Here is a 26,394-nt window from a genome sequence, read left to right as displayed (position 1 = left end):
CCCAAAGAAAAAAGCCGCTGCCCCGAAGGACAGCGGCCTTGATCGGAACCGCAGAGGGTCAGGCGGTCTCGCCCAGCACGCTCACGGCCACGTCGACGGTGACGTCGGTGTGCAGGTTCACGCTGACGGTGTAGTCGCCCACCATCTTCAGCGGGCCGTTGGGCATGCGCACTTGCGACTTGGCCACCGAGAAGCCTTGCTTGCTCAGCTCTTCGGCCACGTCGTGGTTGGTCACGGAGCCGAACAGACGGCCGTCGACGCCGGCCTTCTGGCTCAGCTTGACGGTCACGCCGGCGAGCTTCTCGCCCAGGGCCTGGGCTTCGGCCAGCTTGGCGGCGGCCACTTTTTCGAGCTCGGCACGGCGTGCCTCGAACTCGGCGATGGCGGACTGGGTGGCGCGGCGGGCACGGCCGGTGGGGATCAGGAAGTTGCGGGCGTAGCCGTCCTTGACCTTGACCACATCGCCGAGGGCGCCGAGATTGACAACTTTGTCGAGCAGGATGATTTGCATGTCAGGCTCTCTTTCAGACGCGGTGCTGGTCGCTGTAAGGCAACATGCCAAGGAAGCGCGCACGCTTGATGGCGGTGTTGACCTGACGCTGGTAGAAGGCACGCGTGCCGGTCAGGCGCGCGGGGATGATCTTGCCGTTTTCGGCGATGAAGTCGCGCAGGACATCGACGTCCTTGTAGTCGACTTCTTCGACGTTGGCCACGGTGAAGCGGCAGAAGCGCTTGCGCTTGAACAGCAGCGATTGGGTGTTGCGCTTGGGGCGCTTGTCTTTGTTGAAACGCTTGGGTGCAGCCATGATGGGCCTTCCTATGTCTTGCTGAAATCTTGGATGTGGAACACCACGCCCTTGCCTGTGCGCGCATTCGCCAGGAAACCTTCAAACCGGCAGACCGTGTCCATGCCCTGTCGGGACAGCACTTCGGCCAGTGCGCCGAAGGCCACGGCCCTCAGCTGAAGTTTCACCAGGCGGGGGGTGTCCAGTTCGACGACCTGTGACCCGTGCTCCAGCACCAGATTCACGGCCGGGATGCCTGCCGGGGTGTAGCGCAGGCTCTGCACCTGCACCACCGCCGCCGTCACGCTGAACCGGTTCACTCCCTGTGGCGCGCCGCCGGCAATCAGGCGGCCTGTTCCTGCGGTTGCTGCGCGGCCTTGCGGGCTTCTTCACGCTCGACGGTGCGCATCATGGCCGAAGGACCGGTCTCGGCCTTCTTGCGCTGCACGGTGAGGTGACGCAGGACGGCGTCGTTGAACTTGAAGGCATGCTCCAGTTCGGCCATCACGGCCTGACCGGCCTCGATGTTCACGCACAGGTAGTGGGCCTTGGACAGCTTGTTGATCTGGTAGGCCATCTGGCGACGACCCCAGTCTTCAACGCGGTGGATCTTGCCGCCGCCGGCGGTGATCATGCCCTTGTAGCGCTCCAGCATGGCGGGCACCTGTTCGCTCTGATCCGGGTGGATCAGCAGCACGATTTCGTAATGACGCATGGACTCTCCTTGTGGATGAAAAGCTGCCCCCGGCGTCGACTGGGGTGCAGCAAGGCAATCCCGCGATTCTAGCAAAAAACCCGGCGGGCTTGACAGCCACGCCGGGTTCGGGGCCTGTCCGGGGAGTAGGACAGGCGGTTCAGAGGCCTGATGAGGCTCAGGACATCTTCAGGTTGGGGTAGCGCACATGCTCCACCAGTTCCTGGATCTTCTTGCTGGGCGCCGGGGTCACCAGGCTCACCAGAATGATCACGGCCATGCCGATGGGCACCCCGAAGACACCGGCCGAGATCGGCGCGATGCCCCACCAGGTGTAGTCGGCCACCGGACCGGTCACGCCGAACAGGCCGCGCATCCAGGGCTGGGTGGTGGCCATGTAATAGAAGGTCACCGACACGCCGGCGATCATGCCCAGCACCGCGCCCGGACCGGTCGCCCGCTTCCAGAAGATGCCCAGCACCAGCGCCGGGAAGAAGCCTGCGGCGGCCAGCGAGAACGCTGCGGACACCAGGAACAGGATGTCGGCCACCTTTAGGGAAGCCACGTAGGCCGCCATCAGCGCCACGACCAGCAGCAGGACCTTGGAGATGGTCACGCGGCGGGCGGTCGAGGCATTGGGGTCGATCATCTTGTAGTACAGGTCGTGCGACAGCGCGTTGGCGATGGTGAGCAGCAAACCATCGGCCGTGGACAGCGCAGCGGCCAGGCCACCAGCGGCCACCAGACCCGAAATCACGTAGGGCAAGCCACCGATTTCCGGCGTGGCCAGCACGATGATGTCGCCACCGATGGTCATCTCGTTGAGCTGCAGCAGGCCGTCCTTGTTGATGTCGGTCACCGACATCAGGCTCGGATCCACCTTGTTCCACGAAGCCACCCACGCCGGCAACTGGTCGAATGGCGTTCCCACCAGCACGTGGAACACTTCGTACTTCACCAGCACCGCCAGGGCAGGCGCGGTGAAGTAGAGCAGGAAGATGAAGAACAGCGACCAGGTGACCGACTGACGGGCTTCCTTCACGCTGGGCACCGTGTAGTAGCGCATCAGGATGTGCGGCAGCGCGGCCGTACCCACCATCAGGCAGAAGATCAGGGCCAGGAAGTTGCGACGCGAGTTGTCGTAAGCGGCCTGGGCCTTCTCGTCGCCGTTCGGGTCGCCGCTGAACGCCTGGGCGTGCGGGGCCATGCCGTTGAGCGGACGGGCCTTGGCCTCGGCAGCGGCCTTGGCCGCCGTCCAGGCTTTCTTGGCCGCCTCGGGATCCTTCGGCAGAGCGGCCAGCGCCTTCTCGGCAGCGGCCACGTCGGCGGCCGGTGCGTTGGCGGCCTTCAGGTCGGCGATCTTCTTCTCGGCGGCGGCCTTGTCGGCGGCCAGGGCGGCTGCCGGGTCCTTCAGCTTCTCGCCCAGGGCGGCGGCGCGGGCCTTGAAGACTTCGCGCACTTCCACTTCCTTGGGATCGGCCATCAGCACCTTTTCCTTGGCAGTCACCTTCTCCAGCTGGTAGCCGTAGGCCACCTGCGGGACGGGATTGCTGGTCTGCTTCACCGACAGCCACACCACCGGGATCATGTAGGCCACGATCAGCACGATGTACTGGGCCACCTGGGTCCAGGTGACGGCACGCATGCCGCCCAGGAACGAGCAGACCAGAATGCCGCCCAGGCCCAGGAACACGCCGAGCTCGAAGGCCACGCCGGTCAGTCGGGCGGTGATCAGGCCCACGCCGTAGATCTGGGCCACCACGTACACGAACGACACCAGGATGGCGATCAGGATGCCGACGAAACGGGCCGCGTTGCCGCCGTAGCGCTCGCCCAGGAAGTCAGGGATCGTGAACTGGCCGAACTTGCGCAGGTACGGCGCCAGGAACAGCGCCACCAGGCAGTAACCGCCGGTCCAGCCCATGATGAAGGCCAGACCGCTGTAACCCTGCAGGTACAGGGTACCGGCCATGCCGATGAAGGACGCGGCCGACATCCAGTCCGCGCCGGTGGCCATGCCGTTGTAGATGGCCGGAACCCGGCGACCTGCCACGTAGTACTCGGCCGCGTCGGTGGTGCGGCTCATGATGCCGATGCCGGCGTACAGGCCGATGGTGGCCAGCAGGAAGATGAAGCCGATCCACTCGCGCGGAAGGCCCATCTGCTCCAGCACCGCCAGCACGATCACGAAGGCCGCGAAGCCCCCGGTGTACCAGGCGTAGACCTTGTTGAGCTGCGACTTGAACGCCTTGTTGGAGCCACCGCCACCGGCGGCACCTGTTTCAAACATGCCTGCCATGGATCACTCCTCGACTTCCTCGACACCGTGTTCGATGTCGAGCTTGTTCATGTACCAGGCGTAGTAGCCGATGATGGCCACATAGCCCACCAGGGCACCTTGCGCCCCCACCCAGAAACTGAACGGCCAGCCAAAGAAGCTGAAGCTCAGATCACGGGCGAAGTAGCTCACCACGAATGTCAACACGAACCAGATCGCCAGCAGGATTGCCGTGACTCTCAGGTTCTTCCGCCAGTACTGGCGGTGGCTTTCGGTCATTTCCACGATTCGACCTCCATCAGCAACACCCTCTCGGGCAAATCACGAGCTGCGCCCGTCTCCTGTGGGCACACTGCAACCGGCTCGCGGTTGTTGGCCGGGCACCCGGGCGCCCGACCGCTTGTTATCGGCCGCCTGGCCGGAACACGACTCAGGCCCGGGCTTTGCCCAGACCCGTCTCGCGCTCCAGCTGGGCGGCCACCTTGGGCTCGAACCCGCGCAGGTGGCGGATGATCTTCGCCGCCTCCTCGGGCTCTTGCCGGTCGACATGAACCCGGGCCAGCTGGTACCAGCCGTAGGGGCTCATGGGTTGCAGTTCGGTGTTGCGACGCAGGGCCTGGACGGCCTCGTCGAAGCGGCGCTGGCGGATCAGGCAGATGCCCAGGCCATACCAGGCGCGGTCAAATTTGGCGTCGAGCTCGATGGCGCGGCGGAAGGCCGCCTCGGCCCTCTCCAGCTGGTCACCCTCCTCGGCCACGAAGCCCAGGTTGAACCAGCCCGGCGCAAAGTCCGGATAGAGCGCCACGATCTGCTCCAGCGTGGCGATGGCAGCGGTCCGCTGCCCGGTTTCGACCTGCAGGTGCGCCATGGTGGACAGGGCGTAGCGGTCCTGCGGGTCCAGCGCGATCATCTCCTGCACCCGCTGCAGCGCGGCGTCGCGCTGGCCGAACAGCAGCAGCACACGGACCAGGGTCCGCAGGTACAACAGGTTGAGCGCACGGTTCATTGGCACATCTCCACGCCGATGCGGATGCAATGGTTCACCTTGGTCCAGGTCACGATCAGCCAGGCAAACGCCAGCAGCAGGAAGGCCACCAGCGGCACGTGCCGGTCAAGCACCACCTTGGGCGTGATCAGCCGGGCGATCTGGACGAAGGGCTTGCTCATGACTTCCAGCAGCTTGTAGAAGACATTGCTGTCCTTCTTCTGGCCCGCCAGCAAACCCAGGATCCACCGGCCAAAGAGCGACAGCAACGCAATTTCGGTGATGAGCTTGAGGGAGGAAATGAGCAGCAACATAAGGATGTCTTAACGCTGCCGCGATTCTGGATCGGCACCTTACCGAGTTCTTACAAAACCTGTCAGGAAGTCGTCAGTGCAGGTCAAACCCCATGAGGGTTTTCCCGTGAAGGCCATCACGCCGGGATCGCCCATGAAAAAAGGCGACCGAGGTCGCCTTTCTGGGGGTGGCAGAGCACCGTCAGCCGGCCTGTCCGGCCAGCAGCTGCCAGGTGTCCACCACCGAGTCCGGGTTGAGCGAGATCGAGCTGATGCCCTCGTCGCGCAGCCACTGGGCGAAGTCGGGGTGATCGCTGGGGCCCTGGCCGCAGATGCCCACGTACTTGCCCTCGGCCTTGCAGGCGCCGATGGCCAGCTTGAGCAGCGCCTTGACCGCCGGATCACGCTCGTCGAAGTCGTGCGCCAGCAGCTCCAGCCCGGAATCGCGGTCCAGACCCAGGGTGAGCTGGGTCAGGTCGTTGGAGCCGATGGAGAAGCCGTCGAAGTACTGCAGGAAGTCCCTGGCCAGCACGGCGTTGCTCGGAATCTCGCACATCATGATCAGCTTGAGATCGTTCTCGCCCCGCTTCAGGCCCTTGGCCGCCAGCAGCTCGGTCACCTTGCGGGCCTGCTCCAGGGTGCGCACGAACGGCACCATGACCTGGACGTTGGTCAGGCCCATGTCCTCGCGCACCCGCTTCAGTGCCTCGCACTCCATGGCAAAGGCTTCGGCAAAGTCGTGGCTGATGTAGCGGGCGGCGCCCCGGAAGCCCAGCATCGGGTTTTCCTCGTCCGGCTCGTAGCGGCTGCCGCCGACCAGCTTGCGGTACTCGTTGGACTTGAAGTCCGACAGCCGCACGATGACCGGCTTGGGCCAGAAGGCCGCGGCGATGGTGGCCACGCCTTCGGCCACCTTGTCCACATAGAAGGCACGCGGGCTGGCATGGCCGCGGGCCACCGACTCCACCGCCTTCTTCAGGTCGGCATCCACCGCCGGGTAGTCCAGGATGGCCTTGGGGTGCACGCCGATGTTGTTGTTGATGATGAACTCCAGCCGCGCCAGGCCGACACCGCCGTTGGGAATCTGGGCGAAGTCGAAGGCCAGCTGCGGGTTGCCGACGTTCATCATGATCTTGACGTCGATGTCCGGCATCTCGCCGCGCTGCACCTCGGTGACCTCGGTCTCCAGCAGGCCGTCGTAGATCTGGCCGGTGTCGCCCTCGGCGCAGCTCACCGTCACCAGGGTGCCGTCCTTGAGCTGCTCGGTGGCGTCACCGCAGCCCACCACGGCCGGGATGCCCAGCTCGCGGGCGATGATGGCCGCGTGGCAGGTGCGGCCACCCCGGTTGGTGACGATGGCACTCGCCCGCTTCATCACCGGTTCCCAGTTGGGGTCGGTCATGTCGGTCACCAGCACGTCGCCGGGCTGCACCTTGTCCATCTCGCTGATGTTGTGCACCAGGCGCACCGGGCCGGTGCCGACCTTCTGGCCGATGGCGCGGCCGCTGGCCAGCACGGCGCCCTTGCCCTTGAGCTTGTAGCGCACCTCGGTCTTGCCGGCGGACTGGCTCTTCACCGTCTCGGGACGGGCCTGCAGGATGTAGAGCTGGCCGTCGGTGCCGTCCTTGCCCCATTCGATGTCCATCGGGCGACCGTAGTGCTGCTCGATGACCAGGGCGTAGCGGGCCAGCTGCTCGACGTCGGCATCGCTCAGGCTGTAGCGGTTGCGCTGCTCCACCGGCACGTCGACCGTCTTGACCAGCTTGCCGGTGGCGGCCTTCTCCTCCGGGGTGCTGAAGGTCATCTGGATCAGCTTGCTGCCCAGGTTGCGGCGGATGAGTGCGCGCTTGCCGGCCTTGAGCATGGGCTTGTGCACATAGAACTCGTCCGGGTTCACAGCGCCCTGCACCACCGTCTCGCCCAGGCCGTAGCTGGAGGTGATGAAGACGACATCCTCGAAACCGGATTCGGTGTCGATGGTGAACATCACGCCGGCCGCCCCCAGGTCGGAGCGGACCATGCGCTGCACGCCGGCCGACAGGGCCACGTCGGCGTGGGCAAAGCCCTTGTGCACGCGGTAGCTGATGGCGCGGTCGTTGTAGAGGGAGGCAAACACCTCCTTCATCTTGTGCAGCACGTCCTCGATGCCCACCACGTTCAGGAAGGTCTCCTGCTGGCCGGCAAAGGAGGCATCGGGCAGGTCCTCGGCGGTGGCCGAGGAGCGCACGGCGAAGGAGGCCTGCGGGTTGCCGGCACTGAGTGTGGCGAACTCGGCGCGGATGGCCTGTTCCAGATCGGCCGGGAACGGCTGGGCCTCGACCATGGCGCGGATCTCGGCGCCGGCGGCCGCCAGCGCACGGACGTCCTCGGTGTCGAGCGCATCGAGCCGGGCATTGATGCGGTCGGCCAGACCGTCGTGCTTGAGGAACTGGCGGAACGCGTGGGCCGTGGTGGCAAAGCCGGTGGGCACCTTCACGCCGCTGGGCAGCTGCGAGATCATCTCGCCGAGGCTGGCGTTCTTGCCGCCGACGGCCTCGACATCGCTCATCCTGAGCTTTTCAAAGGGAACGACCAGGTCGGTCGCACCGAACAGTTGGGACATGGGAAGACTCCTGAGGTTGAAAAACCGGGGGGCTCCATGCACCAGCGGATGACCTGTAGTTCTGTTGTGGGTCGGGCACCGGGCAAGGCAGGCAGATCGCTCAGCGCAGGGCCACATAATCACCCCACGCAACAACCGACATTGTAGGACGCCGCCCCCATGGCCAATCGCACCGTGTACTTCGTGTCCGACGGCACCGGCATCACCGCCGAGACCTTCGGCAACGCCATCCTGGCGCAGTTCGAGATCCATGTGCGCCGCGTGCGCCTGCCCTTCCTGGACAGCGTGGACAAGGCTCACCAGGCGGTGCGCCAGATCAACCATGTGGCCGAGCTCGAAGGCAAGCGCCCGCTGGTGTTCCTGACCGTGGTCAACGACGAGGTGCTCGATGTGTTCCGACAGCACTGCCGGGGCATGATGCTCGACATGTTCGGCACCTTCGTCGAGCCGCTGGAGGCCGAGCTGTCCATCAAGAGCAACCACCGCGTGGGTCGCTTCTCGGATGCGTCCAAGAGCAAGGCTTACCACGACCGCATCGAGGCGATCAATTTCTCGCTGGCCCACGACGATGGCCAGAGCCACAAGGACCTCGAGGGTTCCGACGTGATCCTGGTGGGCGTGAGCCGCAGCGGCAAGACGCCCACGTCGCTCTACCTGGCCATGCAGTACGGGCTGAAGGCATCGAACTACCCGCTCATTCCGGAAGACTTCGACCGGCGCAAGCTCCCACCGGCGCTGGTGCCGCACCGCAAGAAGCTGTTCGGTCTGACGATCGCGCCCGAGCGGCTGAGCGAGATCCGCAACGAACGCCGGCCGAACTCGCGCTATGCGAGCCTGGACAACTGCCGCATGGAGGTGTCCGAGGCCGAGAACATGATGCGCCGCGAGGGCATCCGCTGGCTCTCCACGACCACCAAGTCGATCGAGGAGATCGCCACCACCATCCTGCAGGAAGTGCGGCCCGAGCGGCTGGAGTACTGAAGGACCGCCCGGTCAGCGGCGCAGGAGCTGCACCAGGCGGGCCACGGCCAGCACGTGCAGCAGGATGACCAGGTTGGACAGCAGTCCCGCCAGGATGCTGTCCACCAGGGGGACCGATCCGGTGGGCAGGGTCAGGGGCAGCATCACCGCCACGAACACCACACCGCAGGCCAGCGGAATCACCCGTCCGGTGATGGCCGATGTCCGGAGGGTGGTGATCACCAGGGCAATGATCAGTCCGATGCGGAACACATCGGTGAGTTGTGAAACGATCAGGTCGATCAAGGCGGGGACTCCTGTGTGCTGGGCACTCATAAAAAGGTCGACCGCCTGCCCTCGCGGGCAGACGGTCGACGCGTCAGGTCCGGAACCCGGGCTTACTTGCCGGTGTCACCGGCGAAGATGTCCTTCTTGTGCGTGCCGCCCGGCACGAAGATCGAGCCGATGACCACCGTCATCACGGCAATCACGATGGCGTACCACAGGCCCGAGTAGATGTTGCCGGTCTGCGCCGAGATGGCGAAGGCGGTGGCAGGCATCAGACCGCCGAACCAGCCGTTGCCGATGTGGTAGGGCAGCGAGAGACCGGAGTAGCGGATGCGGGTCGGGAACATCTCCACCAGCATCGAGGCGATCGGGCCGTACACCATGGTGACCAGGATGACCAGGTAGGTCAGGATCAGGATGATGGTCAGCTTCTGGGCCGAGAAGATGTCGAAGAAGTTCTGGGCCTTGGCGATGGTGGTGTTGTCGGCCGGCACCAGCGGATAGCCGGCCTGCTTCAGAGCGGCGTTCAGGGCGCCGTCAAAAGCCGCCTTGGCCTTCTTCAGTTCGTCGCCGCTGAGCTTGCCGGCATCGTAGGCGGGGATGGAGGTCTCGCCGACCTTCACCACGGCCAGCGTGCCGGGGGCGGCGCCTTCGATGGTGGTGTAGTTGACCGAGGTGCGGGCCAGCTGGGCCTTGGCGATGTCGCACGACGAGGTGAACTTCACCGTGCCGGTGGGGTTGAACTGGAACGAGCAGTCTTCGGCCGCCACGGTCACCGACACCGGGGTCTGGTGGGCGATGTACAGGGCGGGGTTGGCGGTCTTGGTCAGGAAACCGAACACCGGCAGGAAGGTGGCGGCGGCCAGCAGGCAGCCCGCCAGGATGATCGGCTTGCGGCCGATGCGGTCGGACAGGGAGCCGAACAGCAGGAAGCCACCGGTGCCCAGGATCAGCGACCAGGCCACCATCACGTTGGCGGTGAAGCTGTCGACCTTGATCACGTTCTGCATGAAGAACAGGGCGTAGAACTGGCCCGTGTACCAGACCACGGCCTGACCGGCGACCAGACCCAGCAGGGCGATCAGCGCGATCTTGCCGTTCTTCCAGTTGCCGAAGGCTTCGCTCAGCGGGGCCTTGGAGGTACGACCCTCTTCCTTCATCTTCTTGAAGGCCGGGCTTTCATTCATCTGCAGACGGATGTAGAGCGAGATGCCCAGCAGCAGGATCGAGCCGATGAAGGGAATGCGCCAGCCCCAGGCGTTGAACGCCTTGACCATGGTCGGATTGCCGTCGGCCATCAGCACGGCCACGCCGTCCTTGAGCAGGGGCACATCGGGGTAGTTGGCGTTGACGTAACCCTGCACCGACAGGATGACGATCAGCGACAGCAGCAGACCCAGCGTGGCCGTGGTCTGGATGAAGGCGGTGAAGTAGCCACGCTGGTTGGCCGGTGCGTGTTCCGCCACGTAGATGGCTGCGCCGCCGTATTCGCCACCGAGTGCCAGACCCTGCGCCATGCGCAGCAGGATGAGGATGACGGGAGCGGCAACACCCCAGCTCTCGTAGTTGGGCAGGACACCCACCAGGAAGGTCGACACGCCCATGATGACGATGGTCATCAGGAAGGTGTACTTGCGGCCGATCATGTCGCCCAGCATGCCGAACACCAGCGCACCGAACGGACGCACGATGAAGCCGGCGGCGAAGGCCAGCAGGGCGAAGACGTTGCGGGTGTTCTCCGGGAAGGCGGTGAAGAACTGCGCGCCGATGATGGCGGCCAGAGCGCCATACAGGTAGAAGTCGTACCACTCGAAGATGGTGCCGGCCGATGAGGCCATGATCACCTTCTTCTCTTCGGGCGTCATCGGCCGGGAGCGTTCCCGGATGTTGGATGCGGTGTCGGCGGTTGCCATGTTGCTTGCTCCTGTTGAGCCCGACTGGAAGGCCGGGCGGTTCTCGTCCGCAGAAGGTCTGCGGCTTGTGGGAGCGCAATGTGGGCAGACTGCCTTACTCGAAAATTGCTGATCGATCCCGGCCGGCGGGGCTTAAGGGTATGCCCCTACGGCCGAGGTCAACAACTGACACGAACCTTGCAGATCAGGCAGCAACGGCCTCGGCCACAGGCTGGCGGATCAGGTGGTCGAAGGCGCTGAGCGCGGCCTTGGCGCCGTCGCCGGCAGCGATCACGATCTGCTTGTACGGCACCGTGGTGCAGTCACCGGCGGCGAAGACGCCTTCCACGTTGGTGTGGCCCTTGGCATCCACCACGATCTCGCCGTAGCGGCTGAGCTCCACCGTGCCCTTGAGCCATTCGGTGTTGGGCACCAGGCCGATCTGCACGAACACGCCTTCCAGCGGCACATGGCGCACCTCGCCGCTGACCCGGTCCTTGTAGCTCAGGCCATTGACCTTGCCGCCGGCACCGGTGATCTCGGTGGTCTGGGCGTTCACGTGGATGGTGACGTTGGGCAGGCTGCGCAGCTTGCTCACCAGCACGGCGTCCGCCTTGAGGGCATCGGCGAACTCGATCAGCGTCACATGCCCGACGATGCCGGCCAGGTCGATGGCCGCTTCCACGCCGGAGTTGCCACCACCGATGACCGCCACGTCCTTGCCCTTGAACAGCGGACCGTCGCAGTGCGGGCAGTAGGCCACGCCCTTGTTGCGGTACTCGTTCTCGCCGGGCACGTTCACGTTGCGCCAGCGGGCGCCGGTGGACAGGATCACGCTGCGGGCCTTGAGCACCGCCCCGTTGGCCATCTGCACCTGCACCAGGCCGCCCGGCTCGGTGGCGGGGATCAGCTTCTCGGCGCGCTGCAGGTTCATCAGGTCGACGTCGTAGTGGCGCACCTGGGCTTCCAGATCGGCGGCGAACTTCGGCCCGTTGGTCTCCAGCACCGAGATGTAGTTCTCGATGCCCATGGTGTCGTTGGTCTGGCCACCGAAGCGCTCGGCCGCCACGCCCACGCGGATGCCCTTGCGGGCGGCATAGACGGCTGCTGCCGCGCCGGCCGGGCCACCGCCCACCACCAGCACATCGAAGGCCTCCTTGGCATCGAGCTTGGCGGCTTCGCGCTCGTCGGCATTCACGTCGAGCTTGGCCACGATCTCCTGCAGCGTCATGCGGCCGGAGCCGAACACCTCGCCGTTGAGGTAGACCATGGGCACGGCCAGCACCTGGCGCTCCTCGACCTCGGCCTGGTACAGGCCGCCGTCGATGACCACGGTCTTGACGGCCGGATTGCGGATGGCCATGAGCGAGAGCGCCTGCACCACATCCGGGCAGTTGTGGCACGACAGGCTCATGTAGACCTCGAAGCGGAAGTCGCCCTGCAGCGCATCGATGGCGTCCAGGGTCTCGGCTTCTTCCTTGGGCGGGTGGCCACCGGTCCACAGCAGGGCCAGCACCAGCGAGGTGAATTCATGGCCCAGCGGGATGGCGGCGAAGCGCACGCCCTGGTCGGAGCCCTGCGGCGCGATTAGGAAGGACGGCTTGCGGCCATCGGTGCCGCTGTCGTCGAAGCTCACCAGGTCGGAGAGCTCGGCGATCTCGGTCAGCAGTTCGCGCATCTCGGTGGCGCCCTGGCTGTCGTCGAGGGAGGCGATCAGTCGGATGGGACGCTGCAGACGGCCGAGGTAGGCCTGCAGCTGGGACTTCAGCTGGGAATCAAGCATGGGGATCTCCTGGTAGGGGATGCGGTGTTCAGTGCCGCCGGTGGATGGGTGGGGTCAGCGACTCCCACCCATCGGGCTGCGGTACTGGCGGGGCCAGTCAGCGCCTCAGATCATCAGATCTTGCCGACCAGGTCCAGCGACGGGGTCAGGGTCTTGGCGCCTTCCTGCCACTTGGCGGGGCACACCTGGCCGGGGTTCTTGGCCACGAACTGGGCGGCCTTGAGCTTGCGCAGGGTTTCCTTGACGTCGCGGGCGATGGCGTTGTCGTGGATTTCGGCGGTCTTGATCACACCCTCGGGGTTGATGATGAAGGTGCCGCGCAGGGCCAGGCCCTCTTCTTCGATGTGCACGCCGAAAGCGCGGGTCAGCTGGTGGGTCGGGTCACCGATCAGGGGGAACTGGGCCTTGCCCACGGCGGGGGAGGTCTCGTGCCACACCTTGTGGGCGAAGTGGGTGTCGGTGGTCACGATGTAGACCTCGGCACCGGCCTTCTGGAACTCGGCGTAGTTCTCGGCGGCGTCTTCCACTTCGGTCGGGCAGTTGAAGGTGAAGGCGGCCGGCATGAAGATCAGCACGGACCACTCGCCCTTGAGGCTGGCGTCGGTGACCGGCACGAACTTGCCGTTGTGGAAAGCGGTGGCGCTGAAGGGCTGAACGGTGGTGTTGATCAGGGACATGGTGATTCCTTTCGGTGGGTTGCGGGATGGGAGAAACGTTGTCCAGGACAGTGTGGCGCCCCGGGGATGACCCTGATTTTAGAAGGGATCTATCACGCTACAGGATTGATAGTTGCTATGCACCCGATAGGCGACCTGTTGCGACGCAGCAACTGCATGCAAATGAGATCGATTCCTATTTGTAATATACTGACACACTCAGCCAGCCACCACCGCCCGTCGGGCGCGTTGCAGCCAGCCGACCACCCTCGACCTGTCTGCCACCATGCCATTCCCGACCCCTGCTCCGTTCCCGCTCGCCCCCCTGCCCCTGGCCACCCTGCTGCTGGCCGCCTCCCTGACCGCCCACGCCCAGACCACCCCGCAGACCCCCGCCACGCCCACGCTGGGCACGGTGGAGGTCCGCGACAGCGCCATCGGCAGCGATGCCAAGAACACCCTCAAGGCCACCGAGACCGGCATCGGCAAGGGCCGCCAGGCCATCAAGGACATCCCCCAGTCGGTCACGGTCATGACCGAGCGCCTGCTCGATGACCGCAACCTCGACGATTTCCGCGAGGTGCTGCGCACCACCGCCGGCGTGACCTTCCAGGCCGGCGAGACCGGCGAGGAAGACGTGCGCATGCGCGGCTTCTCGCTCAGCCAGGCGGGCGACATCTTTGTCGACGGCCTGCGCGATGCGCCCCTGATCGAACGCGACACCTTCAACCTCGACCGCGTGGAAATCCTCAAGGGCTCGGCCTCCATGCTGTTCGGCAGGGGCTCCACCGGCGGCGTCATCAACCAGGTGAGCAAGCAGCCGTTCCTGCTGGACCAGCACGAGATCAACACCACCATCGGCACCGGCCGCGAAGTGCGCCTGACCGGCGACTTCAACCTCAAGACCGACGAGGACGCGGCCCTGCGCATCAATGCCATGGTGCAGAACGCCGACAACCAGGGCGCACGGGACGACAAGCGCGGTCTGGCCGCCACCTACCGCTGGGGCATCGGCCTGCGCGACGAGTTTTCGGCCGGCATCTACCACCTGCAGACCGACGCCAACCCGATCTACAACCATCCCTGGCTCACCACACCCCGGGGCAATGGCCAGAACCTGGTGATCCCGGTGCTGCCGGCCGACAACTTCTACGGCTTCGCCAGCGACTACAACCGCACCCGCACCACCGCCGTCACGCTGAGCCACCTGCACCGCTTCGACCAGGACACCGAGCTCAAGACCACGCTGCGCCACGGGCAGTACGAGCGCGAACTCTGGGGCACCGTGGTGCGCTTCGGCGCCGGCACCACGCTGGCCAACCTCAACCCGAACACGGTCATCAACCGCACCACCAACGCCGCCAAGGGCCGCGTGGGCTACAGCGACCTGACCCAGCTGCAGAGCGACTACAGCACCCGCTTCGATGCACTGGGCTTCAGGCACCAGCTGCTGGCCGGCGTGGACCTCAGCCGCGAGGACGCCAGACGCAACCAGAACTTCGGCGGCCCCAGCCTGGGCAGCAACACCACCGTCGGCAACCCCAACGATGGCGCCATCCGCCCCGACACGCGCGGTGCCATCCCGCTCAACACCTTCGACACCACCAGCATCGGCGCCTATGTGCAGGACACGGTCTCGCTCACCGAGCAGCTCAAGCTGGTGGGTGGCCTGCGCTTCGACCACTTCAAGGCCGGCTATGCCGACCCCAACGGCAATGCCTTCGACATCAGCGAGAACCTGGTGAGCCCGCGCGTGGGGCTCATCTTCCAGCCCAGCAGCACGGCCTCGTACTACGCGTCGGTGGGCACCTCGTACAACACCTCGGGCGACACCTACCAGTACGCGCTGGGCGCCTTCACACCGGGCAGCAACAACGCCCTGCTGGCCAACACGCCGCCGGAGAAGAGCCGCAACGTCGAGGTGGGCGCCAAGTTCGACCTGTTCGAGAACCGGGCACTGCTCGGCGTGGCGCTGTTCCGCTCCGAAAAATACAACGAGCGCAACACCGACCCCGACACCGCGGCCGGCCAGTACCTGCTCTCGGGCAAGCGGCACGCCACCGGCATGGAGTTCAACCTGGCCGGGCGCTTCACGCCGCAGTGGGAGGTGTTCTACAACCACACATGGATCCCCAGCGCGCGCATCGATGCCGGCGCCCGAACCGGCAACAGCCCGCGCCAGGGCGACCGGCCCGGTCTCACGCCCAAGCACAGCGCCAGCCTCTGGACCACCTACCGGGTCACGCAGCCTCTGCGCCTGGGCCTGGGCCTGAACTACCGCAGCGAGCAGACGCCGGCCACCAGCCGCGTGAACGTGGCCCCGGCCTTCACCACGGTGGACGCCATGGCCGAGTACGTGATCTCCGACCGCCACACGCTCAAACTCAACATCAGCAACCTGACCAACAAGCTGTATGCCGACAGCCTGTACTCCGGGTTCTATGTGCCCGGTGCCGCGCGCAAGGTGCAGCTCACCCTCACCAGCCTGTTCTGACCATCCATGCTGCTGCCGCTCAAGGACCTGTTGACCCCCGAGGAAGTGCGGCAGGCCCGCGCGCGCCTGGGCGCACAGGCGCCCTGGGTGGACGGCGCCGGTACCGCCGGTGGCCAGGCCGCGGCCCTCAAGCACAACCGGCAGCTGCAGCAGGACAGCGACGCGTCGCGCGGGCTGCAGGCCCTGGTGGCGCAAGCGCTGGAACGCGATCCCCTGTTCATCTCGGCCGCACTGCCCCGGCAGGTGCTGCCGGCGTTGTTCAACCGCTACCGCGCGCCGGCCGACGGCGGCCAGACCATGGGCGACCACTACGGGCGCCATGTCGACAACGCGGTGCTGCGCCTGCCCGGGACCGGGACGGCGCAGTGGATGCGCGGGGACCTCTCGTGCACCGTCTTCCTGTCCGACCCCGACAGCTACGACGGCGGTGAACTGGTGGTGCACCACAGCACGGGCACCCGGGCCTTCAAGCTGCCGGCCGGACACGCCCTGCTCTACCCGGCCAGCACCGTGCACGAAGTGACCCCGGTCACCCGGGGCGAGCGGCTGGCCGGATTCTTCTGGGTGCAGAGCCTGGTGGCCGACGAAAGTCGGCGCCAGATCCTGTTCGACCTCGACATGAACCTGCTGCGCCTGCGCGCGCGCCACGGCGACAGCGCCGAGACCACCGCGCTGTCCGGCGTCTATCACAACCTGCTGCGTCAGTGGAGCCAGCTGTGAGCCTGGCCGAAGGTCTCCAGCACCTGGACCGTTCACACGCGGCCTACCTGTTCGGCGGCGCAGCCGACGAGATCACGCTGCAGGCCAACCGGCAGGCCTGGCAGGACCTGTCACTGTGGCCGCGCACCCTGCGCCGGCTGGCGGGCAGCCATACCCGCACCGATCTGCTCGGCCGCACCTGGCCCACGCCGCTGCTGGTGGCCCCCATGGCCCACCAGATGCTGGCCCATGCCCATGGCGAGCAGGGCACCGCCCTGGCCGCCGCCAGTCAGGGGACCGGCATGGTGCTGAGCTGCCAGGCCAGTCAGCCGCTGGAGGCGGTGGCCCGCGCCGTGCTCGATGACCCGGCCCGAGGCCCGCTGTGGTTCCAGCTGTACCCGCAACCCCGCCCGGACGACACGCTGGCCCTGGTTCGGCGCGCCGAGGCCGCCGGCTTCGAGGCGCTGGTGCTGACGGTGGACGCCCCGGTGCAAGGCGTCCGCGACCGCGAGCTGCAGACCGGCTTCCGCCTGCCGGCGGGTCTGTCGGCCGTGAACCTGAAGCCCGCGCCCCAGGTCCCGCTGGCGGAGTTGCTGGCCGGCGCGCCCACCTGGGAGCAGGTCGCCTGGCTGAAGGAACACACCCGGCTTCCGGTGCTCCTCAAAGGCGTGCTGCATCCGGTCGATGCCGCCGAGGCGGTGGCCCGCGGCGTCGACGGGCTGATCGTCTCCAACCACGGCGGGCGCACCCTGGACACCGCCGTCCCCACCGCGCAGGCCCTGCCCGCGGTGGTGGCGGCCGTGGCGGGAGCACTGCCGGTGCTGGTGGACGGCGGCATCCGGCGCGGCACCGACGTGCTCAAGGCGCTCGCACTGGGTGCGGCGGCGGTGCTGGTGGGCCGGCCGGTGCTGGCAGGTCTTGCCCGCAGCGGCGCCCCGGGGGTGGCCACCGTGCTGCGCCGGCTGCAGGACGAGCTGGTGGCCGCGCAGGCCTTGTGCGGATGCCACTGCCCGGCCCAGGCCCCGACGCTGGGCCTGTTGCGTTGACGGGCCAAAAGATTCGGCCTCTTCATTCAAATGCAAACCATTCTCATTTATAATTCGAGACATGCCCACCTCGCCTGAAAGGATCCCCCATGACTGCTGCCCTGTCGGCTTTCGGCCTGAGCCTGCTGATCATCGTGCTGGCCGCGCGCTGGGTGTTCCGGGACGGACCGCCGCCTAAACTATGACGTTGCCCTCCGCTGCGATGCCCCCGCCGCTGTCCCCACCCGCCTTGCCCATGTCGCGTCAGACGTCCCGACGGGTTGCCGTCGTCTCCACCGTGGTCGGCCTGCACCTGGCCGGGGTGTGGGCGCTGCAGAGCGGGCTGCTGCGCCGGGCTGTGGAGCTGGTGGTGCCGGTGGAGGTGATGGCCGAGTTCATCGAAGCGCCCCAGCCCCAGGTGCCGCCCGCGCCGCCGCCGCCCCAGGCCGCACCCAGCCCGGCGCCGCGCCCGCAACCCCGTCCGGCCCCGGCACCCCGGCCCGAACCGGTGGCCAGCCCGTCTCCTGCCCCGTCGCCGCTGGCACCCCAGGTGGCGCCTGCCGAGCCTGCGGCTGCGGCCCCGGCACCACCGGCACCCCCCGCGTCAGCAGCCCCCGCAGCGCCGCCCGCGCCGCCGGCGGTCGTGCTGCCCAGCAGCCAGGCCGATTACCTCAACAACCCGCGCCCGCCCTACCCGGCCTTGTCGCGTCGGCTGGGCGAACAGGGCAAGGTCACGCTGCGGGTCTTCATCGAGACCGACGGCACCGCCTCGCGCGCCGAGATCCGCACCTCCAGCGGCTTCGACCGTCTGGATCAGGCGGCCCTGCAGACCGTGCTGCGCTGGCGCTACGTGCCCGGCAAGCGCGGCGGCACCCCGGAAGCCATGTGGGTCACCGTCCCGATCAACTTCGTCCTTGAATAAACCTCACTTCGCCACACCATGAACAACGATTTCGCGACCTCGGGCCTGGCCCACGTCTGGACCCAGGGCGACTGGGTCACCCGCTCGGTGGCCCTGGTGCTGCTGGCCATGAGCCTGGCTACCTGGGTGATCATCCTGTGGAAGGTGCTGGACCAGCGCGCGCAGCGGGCCCAGGCCCGCGCCGTCGAAGGCTTCTGGCACAGCGCCGATTTCGCCGAGGGGCTCGACAAGCTGGGCGCCCCCGAAGGCAACCCGTTCCGCTCGCTGGCCACCGAAGGCCGCGAAGCCGCGCGCCACATCACCCACAAGGACGGCCAGACCCGCCCCCAGCTGCACGACAGCCTGGACGTGAGCGACTGGATCGAGCGCTCGCTGCGCAAGAGCGTGGACGACTTCACTGCGCGCGGCCAGAGCGGCCTGTCGGTGCTGGCCTCGGTGGCGTCCACCGCGCCCTTCGTGGGCCTGTTCGGCACCGTCTGGGGCATCTACCACGCGCTGCTGGGCATCGGCGCGGCGGGCCAGGTGAGCATCGACCAGGTGGCCGGCCCCATCGGCGAGGCACTGATCATGACCGCGCTGGGCCTGCTGGTCGCCATTCCGGCGGTGCTGGGCTACAACGCCCTGGTGCGCGGCCACAAGGGCATCCTGCACCAGCTCAACCGCTTTGCCCATGACCTGCACGCCTACTTCGTCACCGGTGCCCGCGTCTCGGTGGGTGCCGACGGCAAGGTGCTGCCCATGAAGCGGGGTTGACCATGGCCATCGGAACCCAGGACGACAGCGGCGAGGTGCTGGCAGAGATCAACATGATCCCGTTCATCGACGTCATGCTGGTGCTGCTGATCATCTTCATCATCACCGTGCCGGTCATCAAGCACTCGGTGAATGTGGAACTGCCCCAGGCCAGCGTGGAACGGGTGCAGGACAAGCCCGAGAACATCCGCCTCTCGGTGGATGCCCAGGGCCAGTACTTCTGGAACGATCAGCGCGTGAGCGACGACGACTTCTCGGCTCGGCTGGGTCAGGCAGCTGCCATGGACCCGCAGCCCGAACTCCACATCCGGGGCGACAAGGCGGTGCGCTACGAGCGCGTGGCCCAGGCGATGGCGGCAGCCCAGCGCGCCGGGGTGCGCAAGATCGGGTTCATCACGGAGCCCGCGCCATGAACGCCCTGTCCCCCCGCCCGGAGCCGACCGGCAGCACCGAATGCCGGGCCCCGACCTCGCCGGTCCCGCCGGCGGGTCTGGTGCCCAGCGAGCGCATCCTGCAAGGCCAGCGCAGCGTGGCCATCGAGCACAACGGGTCGATCTACCGCCTGCAGGCCACGCGCCAGGGCAAGCTGATCCTGACCAAATAGGTTTCGTGGGGCGACCCCGGACGCCGCTGCGGCGGGTCCTGCCGGGTCGTGTTGGCCAGCCACGACGCCCGAGCGTCGGTAGCCAGGCCTTTTTTGGATCGGCTTACAGGCCCAGGGCGGCGATGCCGGCGCGGGCGATCTGGGCGTCTTCGGTCGACTTCACGCCGCTCACGCCCACGGCACCGATGCACTGGCCGTTCTTCATGATGGGCACGCCGCCCTCCAGCATGCCCTGCAGCAGCGGAGCGCTCAGGAACGACATGCGGCCCTGGTTGATGACGTCCTCGTAGATCTTGCTCTCGCGGCGACCCAGCGCGGCGGTGTGGGCCTTGGCCGGGGCAATGTGGGCGGAGATGGCGGCTGCGCCGTCCATGCGCTGCAGCCACAGGAGGTGGCCGCCGTCGTCGACGATGGCAATGGTCACCGGCCAGTTGTTCTTCTGGGCTTCGGCCTCGGCGGCGGCGGCAATCGCCTTCACGTCGGCGGCTTCGAGCTGGTCTTTGGATTTCATGGAAGGTTTCTCCAGGGTTGCATGCCTTTTCCCGGCACAAACCCCGACGATACCGCGCCGATTGGTGGGATTTCGGTCACAAGTCCCCTGACAGCCCTGCTTTTTCGCCGTCTTCGGGTCGGGCCACCAGGACGACCCCTACAATCGTGAAACTTAATGGGCAATTAATGCTCAGAGTCAACATCCCAACGACGACAAGGAGTCTCGCCATGTCCGAACACATCCAGACCAGCGGCCGCTTCGGCGCCACCATCGCCGGCTCCGCCGCCCAGCGCAACCGTGTGCTGCGCAACACCTACGCCCTGCTGGCGCTGTCCATGGTGCCCACGGTGCTCGGCGCCTGGGTGGGCGTGGCCACCGGCATCACCGCCGGCCTGACCGGCTTCATGGGCCTCATCGTCTTCCTGGGTGGCGCCTTCGGCTTCATGTTCGCCATCGAGAAGACCAAGAACTCGGCCGCCGGCGTGCCGGTGCTGCTGGCCTTCACCTTCTTCATGGGCCTGATGCTCTCGCGCCTGATCGCCAACGTGCTGGGCTTCTCCAACGGGGCCAGCCTGATCATGACCGCCTTCGGCGGCACGGCGGCCATCTTCTTCGGCATGGCCTCGCTGTCGACCGTCATCAAGCGCGACCTGTCGAACATGGGCAAGTTCCTGTTCATCGGCGTGATCATGCTGCTGGTGGCCGGCATCGCCAACGTGTTCATCCAGTCCAGCGCGCTGATGATCACCCTGTCGGTGCTGGCGATCGGCATCTTCTCGGCCTTCATCCTGTACGACCTCAAGCGCGTGGTGGACGGCGAGGAAACCAACTACATCACCGCCACCCTGGGCGTGTACCTGAGCCTGTTCAACGTGTTCCAGAGCCTGCTCACCCTGCTGGGTGTGTTCGGCGGCGAGCGCGAGTGACGACAGCGGTCCGACCGACCGGATCGAGGGGCCTTCGGGCCCCTTTTTCATGGGCGGAACCGGGCCTGCGGTATCAAGTCGGGACCGGCACTGCCGATACAGATGACATCCCCGGCCCCACGACCGAGCCCACGCCATGCGATCTTCCCGCCTCCTGATCAGCCTCACCGCCCTGGCCCTGCTGGCCGGATGCGACGCCCTGGGCATCGAGACCGCATCGCAGGTGCTCGCCCGCAAGGAAGCCGAAGGCAAGGCCATCGGCAGCGCCTGCCGTCACGCCATCCGCAGCATCGAATCGTGCTTCGAGTCCAACCCCAAGGCCGGCAAGTCGGCCGTGTTCGAGGGCTGGAAGGAGATGGACCAGTACATGCGCGAGAACAGCATCGTGGGCATGCCCCGCGAAGGCAGCGAACCGCCCAAGGATGCGGCCGAGGCCAAGCCGGCCGACAGGTCCTGATCCGCGCGCCTCAGGCGCGTTCGAACACCGCCATGCTCTCCACGTGCGCCGTGTGCGGGAACATGTTGACCGCCCCGGCTGCCACGCAGCGGTAACCCGCCTGGTGGACCAGCAGCCCGGCATCGCGGGCCAGCGTGGCCGGGTTGCAGCTCACATAGACGATGCGCTTCGGTGCGGTCCAGCCGGCGGCGCGCTGCGGCTCCTGGTGCAGATCGGCCAGGGCCTTGGCCAGGGCGAACGCCCCTTCGCGCGGCGGATCGACCAGCCATTTGTCCGCCACCCCATCGGCCACCAGCAGCTCCGGCGTCATCTCGAACAGGTTGCGCGCCACGAAGGATGTGGGGGCCAGCGGTCGGCTGCGACCGGACTGGTTGAACCGCAGGTTCTCGCGCGAGCGCGCCACCAGGGCCTCGCTGCCCTCGATGCCCAGCACCTCGCCGGCCTGGGTCGCGATGGGCAGGGTGAAGTTGCCCAGACCGCAGAACCAGTCGATGACGCGTTCGTTCGGCTGCGCGTCCAGCAGGCGCAGCGCCCGGCCCACCAGCACACGGTTGATCTGCGGATTGACCTGGGTGAAGTCGGTCGGCTTGAACGGCATGGTGATGCCGAACTCGGGCAGGCTGTAGGAGAGCTGCGGTCCACCCTGGTCCAGCAGCTTGACCGTATCAGGCCCCTTGGCCTGCAGCCACCACTGCACGCCATGCACGGCCGCAAAGGCGCGCAGGCGGCCGATGTCGGCCTCGCTCAGAGGCTCCAGGTGGCGCAGCACCAGCGCCGTGACCTCGTCGCCGCAGGCCAGCTCGATCTGCGGGCAGGTCTCGCGCGCATCCATGCCGAAGATGAGTTCACGCAGCGGCATGAGCATGGCACTCACGTGAGGCGGCAGCACGTGGCAGACCTGCATGTCGGCCACATAGCGGCTTTTGCGCTCGTGAAAGCCGATCAGCACCTCGCCCTTCTTGTGCACATGGCGCACCGACAGGCGGGCCCGGTAGCGGTAGCCCCAGGCCGGGCCTTCGATGGGACGCAGCAACGTCTCGGCCTTCACCTTGCCCAGGTGCCACAGGTTGTCTTCCAGCACGCGCTGCTTGATGGCCACCTGCGCGCTCTCGTGCAGGTGCTGCATCTTGCAGCCGCCGCAGGCACCGGCGTGCAGGCCGAAGTGCGGGCAGCCCGGACGCACCCGTTGCGAGGATTCGCGGTGGATGGCGGTGGCAGTGGCGGCTTCCCAGTTGTTCTTGCGCCGGTGCACGCTCACGCTGACCTGCTCGAAGGGCAGCGCGCCTTCGATGAAGACCACCTTGCCGTCGGGTCGGTGGGCAATGCCCTGGGCTTCGATGTCGAGGGATTCGACGGCCAGCCAGCCGTCGGGGAGTGCGGGAGATTTGTGTTCGGGGGCGTCGGATTGCATCCCCCGATTGTCTCAGGCCGGGCGCAGGCGACTCAGGTCCAGGCCGCGAGGTATTCCTGCCAGTGCGCTTCGTCCGGCGCGAGCTGCCCCAGGGTCTCGCGCACATAGGCGATCTCGCGGTCGTACTCCTCGGGGGTGAAGCCGCCGCGCATCTTCTGGAACCGGCAATACACCAGGTAGGTGTTCATGACGTCGGTCTCGCAGTAGCGGCGGATCTCCTCCGTCTGCCCGGCCAGGTACTGGCTGTACACCTGGGAGCCGTCCATGCCGAGCTTGCCGGGAAAGCCGCACAGCTTGGCCAGCGCATCCAGCGGGGCGTTGTTCTTGGGCGTGTACATGGCCAGCAGGTCCATCAGGTCGAGATGGCGCATGTGGTAGCGGCTGATGTAGTTGTTCCACTTGAACTCGCGGTCGTCCTCGCCCATGTCCCAGTAGCGGCTGGCCTCCACCCCGTGACGCAGGCCCCGGTAGTGCAGCACCGGCAGATCGAAGCCGCCGCCGTTCCAGCTCACCAGCTGGGGCGAGTGCTTCTCCACCGCGTTGAAGAAGGTCTGCACCACCTTGCCCTCGCTCTGGCCATCGCGGTCGACGAAGGAATGGATCCGCAGGCCCTCGGCGTTGCGGAACACGCAGCTGATGACGAGCACGCGCTGCAGGTGCAGCGGCATGAAGTCGCTCTGGTTGCGGGACTTGCGCTCCTCCAGCCAGCCCGCGTACACGTCGGCATCGGGCTTGTCGGCCGGCTCGCCGCGCAAGGCTCTGAGGCCTTCGATGTCCGGAATGGACTCGATGTCGAACACCAGCACCGGCCAGGCCATGGTGCGGGCCTCAGCGCTTGGGCAGGTGGCCCAGCGGATCGACCGGTTTGCCCAGGCGGCGCACCTCGAAGTGCAGCTTGACCCGATCGGCATCGCTGCTGCCCATCTCGGCGATCTTCTGGCCCTGCCTGACGGCCTGGTCCTCGCGCACCAGCAGCGACTGGTTGTGGGCGTAGGCCGTGAGGTAGGTGTTGTTGTGCTTGAGGATGATCAGGTTGCCGTAGCCGCGCAGGCCGGCACCGGCGTAGACCACGCGACCGTCGGCCGCAGCCACCACCGGATCACCGATGCGTCCGCCGATGCCCACGCCCTTGTTGGTGGCCTCGTCGAACTGGGCCACCACCGGGCCGTTGGCGGGCCAGACGAAGGTGAGCTCGTCGCCGGCAGGGGTGGCCGCCGCCGCGGGGGCCGGTGCCGGCGCAGGGGCCGCCGCCGGGGCCGGGGCCGGCGCAGGGGCTGCGGCCGGTGCCGGCTGGCTGGTCTCGCTCAGCGGTCGACCCACCACGCCACCGCTGCTCACGGGCGCTGCAGCCACCACCGGGGCAGCGGGGGCAGCCGCAGCCGCCGGGGGCACCACGCGCAGCACCTGCCCGATCTCGATGGAAGACGGGTTGGCCAGGTTGTTCCAGGCCGCGATGTCGCGCCAGTTCTGGCCGTTGTCCAGCGCGATGCGGTAGACCGTGTCACCGGCCTTGACGGTGTAGTAACCGGGTTTGCCGGCGTTTTCGGCGCCGGGCTTGGGCGCCACCGTTTCGGACCGGGAAAATCCTCGGTCCTCCACCGGCGCGGGCCCGCTGACGCGGGTGGTGCTGCAGCCGGCAGCCATCAGGCCGGCGACCATCAGAGCCGCCAGGGTGCTGGCGCGCCGCCCGGGACGGGCCGTCCAGCCCGCCGCTCGGTCAATGCCGGTGGTCATGGGAAGTGCGTGATTCATGAGGACTCCAGCAGGGACGGACCTGCATGTGCAGGCCCTGTGTGTGAGAGGCAAGACGCACCGGCGGGGCGGCGCGTCAGGCGATGCCCGATTTTAGGGGCACGAAATGAACCGCCTCCAGCTCGGTGCGGACGATGCCGGCTGGGGTCTTGTCGACCACCACCAGGTTCTGCCGGCCCGCAGCCGTGACGGCAGGTGCCACCAGCCGGCCGCCCACCGCCAGCTGATCGATCCAGGCCGAGGGCAGGTCGTCGCCGCCGGCCGCCGCGATGATGGCCGCGTACGGCGCGCCCGCCGGGAAACCCAGCATGCCGTCACCGAACAGGAGGTGCAGGTTGGAGAGCCGCAGCGGCCGAAGGTTCTCGCGCGCCTTGTCGTGCAGGCCGCGCAGCCGCTCGATGCTGTAGACCTCGCGCGCCACGCGGCTGAGCACCGCCGCCTGGTAACCGCAGCCGGTGCCGATCTCCAGCACCCGCCCGGCCACGCCGCCCGGCCCCTGGCAGATCAGCTCGATCATGCGGGCCACGACGCTGGGCTTGCTGATGGTCTGGCCCAGGCCGATGGGCAGGCTGGTGTCCTCGTAGGCCTGGATGGCCAGCGCGGTGTCGACAAACCGGTGCCGCTCGACCGCGCCCAGCGCCGCAAGCACCGCCGGATGCGAGACGCCCTGCATCTGCAGCCGCCGCACCATGGCCATGCGCACCGCCGAGGAATCCAGGCCCACGCCGGTGGGCGGCGGGACCTTGACCGCCGACGTATCGGTGGCAGTGCGGCGCGCCGGGGCCGGGGTGGACGACGGCAGCCGCGCCGGGAACCCGGGCCGCTGCCGTCCGCCGGGGGTCTGGGTCACCGATCGCTCCCGCCCAGGGCGGCGGCGGTGGGCGCCCAGTAGGCCAGCCGGTCATGGTCGGTCAGGTCGACCTGCAGCGGCGTGATGGTGGCGTAGCCCTGGCTGGTGGCGTGGAAGTCGGTGCCGTCCACATCGTCCTTGGCCGGGCCGGCGCTGCCGATCCAGTACATGGTGTCGCCCCGCGGATTGACCTGGGTGATCACGGATTCGGCGGCATGGCGCCGACCCAGGCGCGCCACCTTGAAGCCCCGGATCTCGCTGGCCGGACGGCACGGGATGTTCACATTGAGCAGCCAGGGGGCCTGGCGGTCCGGGGCCGTCTCCAGCGACGGCAGCAGCCGGCGCACCAGCTCGGCCGCCTTGTCGGCCGCCGCATCCAGATGGGCCCAGCCCTTTTCGGTCTGCGAGAAGGCAATGGCCGGAATGCCGAACAGATAGCCTTCCATGGCGGCACCCACGGTGCCGGAATAGATGGTGTCGTCGCCCATGTTGGCGCCATTGTTGATGCCGGACACCACCAGATCGGGCCGGTAGCCCAGCAGCCCGGTCAGCGCGATGTGCACGCAGTCGGCCGGCGTGCCGTTGACGTAGCGGAAGCCGTTGGGCGCCCGATGCACATACAGCGGCGAGTGCAGAGTCAGGGCGTTGGACTTGGCGCTGTTGTTGTGTTCGGGCGCCACCACCTCCACGTCGGCCAGGGGCTTGAGGGCTTCGTACAGGGCCTGGATGCCGGGCGCCTGGTAGCCGTCGTCGTTGGAGATGAGGATTTTCATGCCGCGATTCTAGGCGGCG

At 67.2% G+C, this 26,394-nt stretch carries 29 protein-coding genes; 10 read left to right on the top strand and 19 right to left on the bottom strand.

The genetic code is table 11. The annotated features are described in order from the left end of the window. Positions 1-58: 58 nt before the first annotated feature. The 9 genes from rplI to ppsA form a co-directional block, all read right to left on the bottom strand. The gene (rplI, locus tag CAP38_RS03660) at positions 59-511 is read right to left on the bottom strand and encodes a 50S ribosomal protein L9 (protein WP_086119489.1); all 453 of its coding nucleotides are present in this window, start codon (positions 509-511) and stop codon (positions 59-61) included. Positions 512-524: 13 nt separating this feature from the next. Beyond that, positions 525-806, bottom strand: a complete 282-nt coding sequence (gene rpsR, locus CAP38_RS03655; protein WP_086119488.1) for a 30S ribosomal protein S18 — start codon at positions 804-806, stop codon at positions 525-527. A gap of 11 nt (positions 807-817) precedes the next feature. Next, entirely contained in the window at positions 818-1,105 is a 288-nt protein-coding gene (gene priB, locus CAP38_RS03650; RefSeq protein WP_086119487.1) for a primosomal replication protein N, read from the bottom strand. A gap of 23 nt (positions 1,106-1,128) precedes the next feature. Beyond that, positions 1,129-1,500: a 30S ribosomal protein S6 gene (gene rpsF / locus CAP38_RS03645; protein WP_086119486.1), complete on the bottom strand. Its 372-nt coding sequence runs from the start codon at positions 1,498-1,500 to the stop codon at positions 1,129-1,131. A 157-nt stretch (positions 1,501-1,657) separates the two neighbouring features. Then, the gene (locus CAP38_RS03640) at positions 1,658-3,778 is read right to left on the bottom strand and encodes a sodium:solute symporter family protein (protein ID WP_086119485.1); all 2,121 of its coding nucleotides are present in this window, start codon (positions 3,776-3,778) and stop codon (positions 1,658-1,660) included. Between the two features lie 3 nt (positions 3,779-3,781). Next, complete coding sequence (locus tag CAP38_RS03635; protein WP_373271401.1) at positions 3,782-4,036, bottom strand: DUF4212 domain-containing protein; 255 nt, start codon at positions 4,034-4,036, stop codon at positions 3,782-3,784. Between the two features lie 151 nt (positions 4,037-4,187). Then, positions 4,188-4,763, bottom strand: a complete 576-nt coding sequence (locus tag CAP38_RS03630; RefSeq protein ID WP_086119483.1) for a tetratricopeptide repeat protein — start codon at positions 4,761-4,763, stop codon at positions 4,188-4,190. Continuing rightward, positions 4,760-5,056, bottom strand: coding sequence for a hypothetical protein (locus CAP38_RS03625; protein ID WP_086119482.1), 297 nt, complete (start codon positions 5,054-5,056; stop codon positions 4,760-4,762). Before CAP38_RS03625 ends, CAP38_RS03630 begins: the two co-directional genes overlap by 4 nt. Positions 5,057-5,237: 181 nt before the next feature. Then, positions 5,238-7,637 (bottom strand): phosphoenolpyruvate synthase, encoded by a 2,400-nt coding sequence (ppsA, locus tag CAP38_RS03620; protein ID WP_086119481.1) that lies wholly within the window; start codon positions 7,635-7,637, stop codon positions 5,238-5,240. Positions 7,638-7,796: 159 nt separating this feature from the next. Here ppsA and CAP38_RS03615 point away from each other — a divergent pair, with 159 nt between their 5' ends. Then, positions 7,797-8,618 (top strand): pyruvate, water dikinase regulatory protein, encoded by an 822-nt coding sequence (locus tag CAP38_RS03615; protein WP_086119480.1) that lies wholly within the window; start codon positions 7,797-7,799, stop codon positions 8,616-8,618. Between the two features lie 12 nt (positions 8,619-8,630). Here the strand turns inward: CAP38_RS03615 and CAP38_RS03610 are convergent, their stop codons facing one another. From CAP38_RS03610 to ahpC, 4 genes are all read right to left on the bottom strand, one after another. Continuing rightward, the gene (locus tag CAP38_RS03610; RefSeq protein ID WP_086119479.1) at positions 8,631-8,903 is read right to left on the bottom strand and encodes a hypothetical protein; all 273 of its coding nucleotides are present in this window, start codon (positions 8,901-8,903) and stop codon (positions 8,631-8,633) included. 92 nt (positions 8,904-8,995) lie between these two features. Next, entirely contained in the window at positions 8,996-10,798 is a 1,803-nt protein-coding gene (locus CAP38_RS03605) for an MFS transporter (protein ID WP_256924241.1), read from the bottom strand. A gap of 184 nt (positions 10,799-10,982) precedes the next feature. Further along, positions 10,983-12,560 (bottom strand): alkyl hydroperoxide reductase subunit F, encoded by a 1,578-nt coding sequence (gene ahpF, locus CAP38_RS03600; RefSeq protein ID WP_086119477.1) that lies wholly within the window; start codon positions 12,558-12,560, stop codon positions 10,983-10,985. A gap of 113 nt (positions 12,561-12,673) precedes the next feature. Beyond that, positions 12,674-13,237: an alkyl hydroperoxide reductase subunit C gene (gene ahpC, locus CAP38_RS03595; RefSeq protein WP_086119476.1), complete on the bottom strand. Its 564-nt coding sequence runs from the start codon at positions 13,235-13,237 to the stop codon at positions 12,674-12,676. A 265-nt stretch (positions 13,238-13,502) separates the two neighbouring features. Between ahpC and CAP38_RS03590 the strand changes: the two genes are divergently transcribed. The 7 genes from CAP38_RS03590 to CAP38_RS03560 all read left to right on the top strand — a co-directional run bounded on the left by CAP38_RS03590 (position 13,503) and on the right by CAP38_RS03560 (position 19,713). After that, positions 13,503-15,710: a TonB-dependent siderophore receptor gene (locus CAP38_RS03590; RefSeq protein WP_086119475.1), complete on the top strand. Its 2,208-nt coding sequence runs from the start codon at positions 13,503-13,505 to the stop codon at positions 15,708-15,710. A gap of 6 nt (positions 15,711-15,716) precedes the next feature. Further along, positions 15,717-16,430: a Fe2+-dependent dioxygenase gene (locus CAP38_RS03585; protein ID WP_086119474.1), complete on the top strand. Its 714-nt coding sequence runs from the start codon at positions 15,717-15,719 to the stop codon at positions 16,428-16,430. Beyond that, a complete protein-coding gene (locus tag CAP38_RS03580; protein WP_306297693.1) occupies positions 16,427-17,455 on the top strand; it encodes an alpha-hydroxy acid oxidase in 1,029 nt (342 codons plus the stop codon). Before CAP38_RS03585 ends, CAP38_RS03580 begins: the two co-directional genes overlap by 4 nt. A gap of 235 nt (positions 17,456-17,690) precedes the next feature. Further along, positions 17,691-18,356: an energy transducer TonB gene (locus CAP38_RS03575; protein ID WP_086119472.1), complete on the top strand. Its 666-nt coding sequence runs from the start codon at positions 17,691-17,693 to the stop codon at positions 18,354-18,356. Between the two features lie 18 nt (positions 18,357-18,374). Then, the gene (locus CAP38_RS03570; protein ID WP_086119471.1) at positions 18,375-19,109 is read left to right on the top strand and encodes a MotA/TolQ/ExbB proton channel family protein; all 735 of its coding nucleotides are present in this window, start codon (positions 18,375-18,377) and stop codon (positions 19,107-19,109) included. A 2-nt stretch (positions 19,110-19,111) separates the two neighbouring features. Further along, positions 19,112-19,522, top strand: a complete 411-nt coding sequence (locus CAP38_RS03565; protein WP_086119470.1) for a biopolymer transporter ExbD — start codon at positions 19,112-19,114, stop codon at positions 19,520-19,522. Continuing rightward, positions 19,519-19,713 carry a hemin uptake protein HemP gene (locus tag CAP38_RS03560; protein ID WP_086119469.1) on the top strand — a complete coding sequence of 65 codons (195 nt, stop codon included), beginning with the start codon at positions 19,519-19,521 and terminating at the stop codon, positions 19,711-19,713. Before CAP38_RS03565 ends, CAP38_RS03560 begins: the two co-directional genes overlap by 4 nt. A 103-nt stretch (positions 19,714-19,816) precedes the next feature. Here CAP38_RS03560 and CAP38_RS03555 read toward each other — a convergent pair whose 3' ends face one another. Then, positions 19,817-20,224: a heme-binding protein gene (locus CAP38_RS03555; protein ID WP_086119468.1), complete on the bottom strand. Its 408-nt coding sequence runs from the start codon at positions 20,222-20,224 to the stop codon at positions 19,817-19,819. Positions 20,225-20,433: 209 nt separating this feature from the next. Here CAP38_RS03555 and CAP38_RS03550 point away from each other — a divergent pair, with 209 nt between their 5' ends. Continuing rightward, a complete protein-coding gene (locus tag CAP38_RS03550) occupies positions 20,434-21,132 on the top strand; it encodes a Bax inhibitor-1/YccA family protein (RefSeq protein WP_086119467.1) in 699 nt (232 codons plus the stop codon). Positions 21,133-21,268: 136 nt separating this feature from the next. Continuing rightward, positions 21,269-21,589, top strand: a complete 321-nt coding sequence (locus CAP38_RS03545; protein ID WP_086119466.1) for a hypothetical protein — start codon at positions 21,269-21,271, stop codon at positions 21,587-21,589. Positions 21,590-21,599: 10 nt separating this feature from the next. On the opposite strand, the gene rlmD is transcribed toward CAP38_RS03545, so the two are convergent. From rlmD to surE, 5 genes are all read right to left on the bottom strand, one after another. Then, the gene (gene rlmD / locus CAP38_RS03540; RefSeq protein WP_086119465.1) at positions 21,600-23,000 is read right to left on the bottom strand and encodes a 23S rRNA (uracil(1939)-C(5))-methyltransferase RlmD; all 1,401 of its coding nucleotides are present in this window, start codon (positions 22,998-23,000) and stop codon (positions 21,600-21,602) included. A 32-nt stretch (positions 23,001-23,032) separates the two neighbouring features. Further along, positions 23,033-23,818: a 3'-5' exonuclease gene (locus tag CAP38_RS03535; RefSeq protein ID WP_086119464.1), complete on the bottom strand. Its 786-nt coding sequence runs from the start codon at positions 23,816-23,818 to the stop codon at positions 23,033-23,035. A gap of 10 nt (positions 23,819-23,828) precedes the next feature. Next, on the bottom strand, positions 23,829-24,659 hold the full coding sequence (locus CAP38_RS03530; protein ID WP_086119757.1) for a peptidoglycan DD-metalloendopeptidase family protein: 831 nt from the start codon (positions 24,657-24,659) through the stop codon (positions 23,829-23,831). A 169-nt stretch (positions 24,660-24,828) separates the two neighbouring features. Continuing rightward, on the bottom strand, positions 24,829-25,602 hold the full coding sequence (locus tag CAP38_RS03525) for a protein-L-isoaspartate(D-aspartate) O-methyltransferase (protein ID WP_086119463.1): 774 nt from the start codon (positions 25,600-25,602) through the stop codon (positions 24,829-24,831). Further along, positions 25,599-26,375: a 5'/3'-nucleotidase SurE gene (surE, locus tag CAP38_RS03520; RefSeq protein ID WP_086119462.1), complete on the bottom strand. Its 777-nt coding sequence runs from the start codon at positions 26,373-26,375 to the stop codon at positions 25,599-25,601. Before surE ends, CAP38_RS03525 begins: the two co-directional genes overlap by 4 nt. Positions 26,376-26,394 lie beyond the last annotated feature (19 nt).

It is taken from the genome of Hydrogenophaga sp. IBVHS2 (genome assembly GCF_002127215.1).
In the GTDB taxonomy this organism is placed as follows: domain Bacteria; phylum Pseudomonadota; class Gammaproteobacteria; order Burkholderiales; family Burkholderiaceae_C; genus Hydrogenophaga.
The sequence above is the reverse complement of the archived record's forward strand: the minus strand, read 5'-3'. Positions and strand labels throughout refer to the sequence as shown.

What these genes read in the sequence shown, in the direction of transcription:
- CAP38_RS03545 (WP_086119466.1), top strand. Translation starts at nt 21,269, where the DNA reads ATGCGATCTTCCCGCCTCCTGATCAGCCTCACCGCCCTGGCCCTGCTG.
- CAP38_RS03565 (WP_086119470.1), top strand. Translation starts at nt 19,112, where the DNA reads ATGGCCATCGGAACCCAGGACGACAGCGGCGAGGTGCTGGCAGAGATC.
- CAP38_RS03585 (WP_086119474.1), top strand. Translation starts at nt 15,717, where the DNA reads ATGCTGCTGCCGCTCAAGGACCTGTTGACCCCCGAGGAAGTGCGGCAG.
- CAP38_RS03640 (WP_086119485.1), bottom strand. Translation starts at nt 3,778, where the DNA reads ATGGCAGGCATGTTTGAAACAGGTGCCGCCGGTGGCGGTGGCTCCAAC.
- CAP38_RS03575 (WP_086119472.1), top strand. Translation starts at nt 17,691, where the DNA reads ATGTCGCGTCAGACGTCCCGACGGGTTGCCGTCGTCTCCACCGTGGTC.
- rpsR (WP_086119488.1), bottom strand. Translation starts at nt 806, where the DNA reads ATGGCTGCACCCAAGCGTTTCAACAAAGACAAGCGCCCCAAGCGCAAC.
- rplI (WP_086119489.1), bottom strand. Translation starts at nt 511, where the DNA reads ATGCAAATCATCCTGCTCGACAAAGTTGTCAATCTCGGCGCCCTCGGC.
- rlmD (WP_086119465.1), bottom strand. Translation starts at nt 23,000, where the DNA reads ATGCAATCCGACGCCCCCGAACACAAATCTCCCGCACTCCCCGACGGC.
- CAP38_RS03560 (WP_086119469.1), top strand. Translation starts at nt 19,519, where the DNA reads ATGAACGCCCTGTCCCCCCGCCCGGAGCCGACCGGCAGCACCGAATGC.
- CAP38_RS03530 (WP_086119757.1), bottom strand. Translation starts at nt 24,659, where the DNA reads ATGGTCGCCGGCCTGATGGCTGCCGGCTGCAGCACCACCCGCGTCAGC.
- CAP38_RS03605 (WP_256924241.1), bottom strand. Translation starts at nt 10,798, where the DNA reads ATGGCAACCGCCGACACCGCATCCAACATCCGGGAACGCTCCCGGCCG.
- ahpC (WP_086119476.1), bottom strand. Translation starts at nt 13,237, where the DNA reads ATGTCCCTGATCAACACCACCGTTCAGCCCTTCAGCGCCACCGCTTTC.
- ahpF (WP_086119477.1), bottom strand. Translation starts at nt 12,560, where the DNA reads ATGCTTGATTCCCAGCTGAAGTCCCAGCTGCAGGCCTACCTCGGCCGT.
- CAP38_RS03615 (WP_086119480.1), top strand. Translation starts at nt 7,797, where the DNA reads ATGGCCAATCGCACCGTGTACTTCGTGTCCGACGGCACCGGCATCACC.
- CAP38_RS03630 (WP_086119483.1), bottom strand. Translation starts at nt 4,763, where the DNA reads ATGAACCGTGCGCTCAACCTGTTGTACCTGCGGACCCTGGTCCGTGTG.
- CAP38_RS03570 (WP_086119471.1), top strand. Translation starts at nt 18,375, where the DNA reads ATGAACAACGATTTCGCGACCTCGGGCCTGGCCCACGTCTGGACCCAG.
- ppsA (WP_086119481.1), bottom strand. Translation starts at nt 7,637, where the DNA reads ATGTCCCAACTGTTCGGTGCGACCGACCTGGTCGTTCCCTTTGAAAAG.
- CAP38_RS03625 (WP_086119482.1), bottom strand. Translation starts at nt 5,056, where the DNA reads ATGTTGCTGCTCATTTCCTCCCTCAAGCTCATCACCGAAATTGCGTTG.
- rpsF (WP_086119486.1), bottom strand. Translation starts at nt 1,500, where the DNA reads ATGCGTCATTACGAAATCGTGCTGCTGATCCACCCGGATCAGAGCGAA.
- surE (WP_086119462.1), bottom strand. Translation starts at nt 26,375, where the DNA reads ATGAAAATCCTCATCTCCAACGACGACGGCTACCAGGCGCCCGGCATC.
- CAP38_RS03635 (WP_373271401.1), bottom strand. Translation starts at nt 4,036, where the DNA reads ATGACCGAAAGCCACCGCCAGTACTGGCGGAAGAACCTGAGAGTCACG.
- CAP38_RS03550 (WP_086119467.1), top strand. Translation starts at nt 20,434, where the DNA reads ATGTCCGAACACATCCAGACCAGCGGCCGCTTCGGCGCCACCATCGCC.
- CAP38_RS03590 (WP_086119475.1), top strand. Translation starts at nt 13,503, where the DNA reads ATGCCATTCCCGACCCCTGCTCCGTTCCCGCTCGCCCCCCTGCCCCTG.
- CAP38_RS03535 (WP_086119464.1), bottom strand. Translation starts at nt 23,818, where the DNA reads ATGGCCTGGCCGGTGCTGGTGTTCGACATCGAGTCCATTCCGGACATC.
- CAP38_RS03555 (WP_086119468.1), bottom strand. Translation starts at nt 20,224, where the DNA reads ATGAAATCCAAAGACCAGCTCGAAGCCGCCGACGTGAAGGCGATTGCC.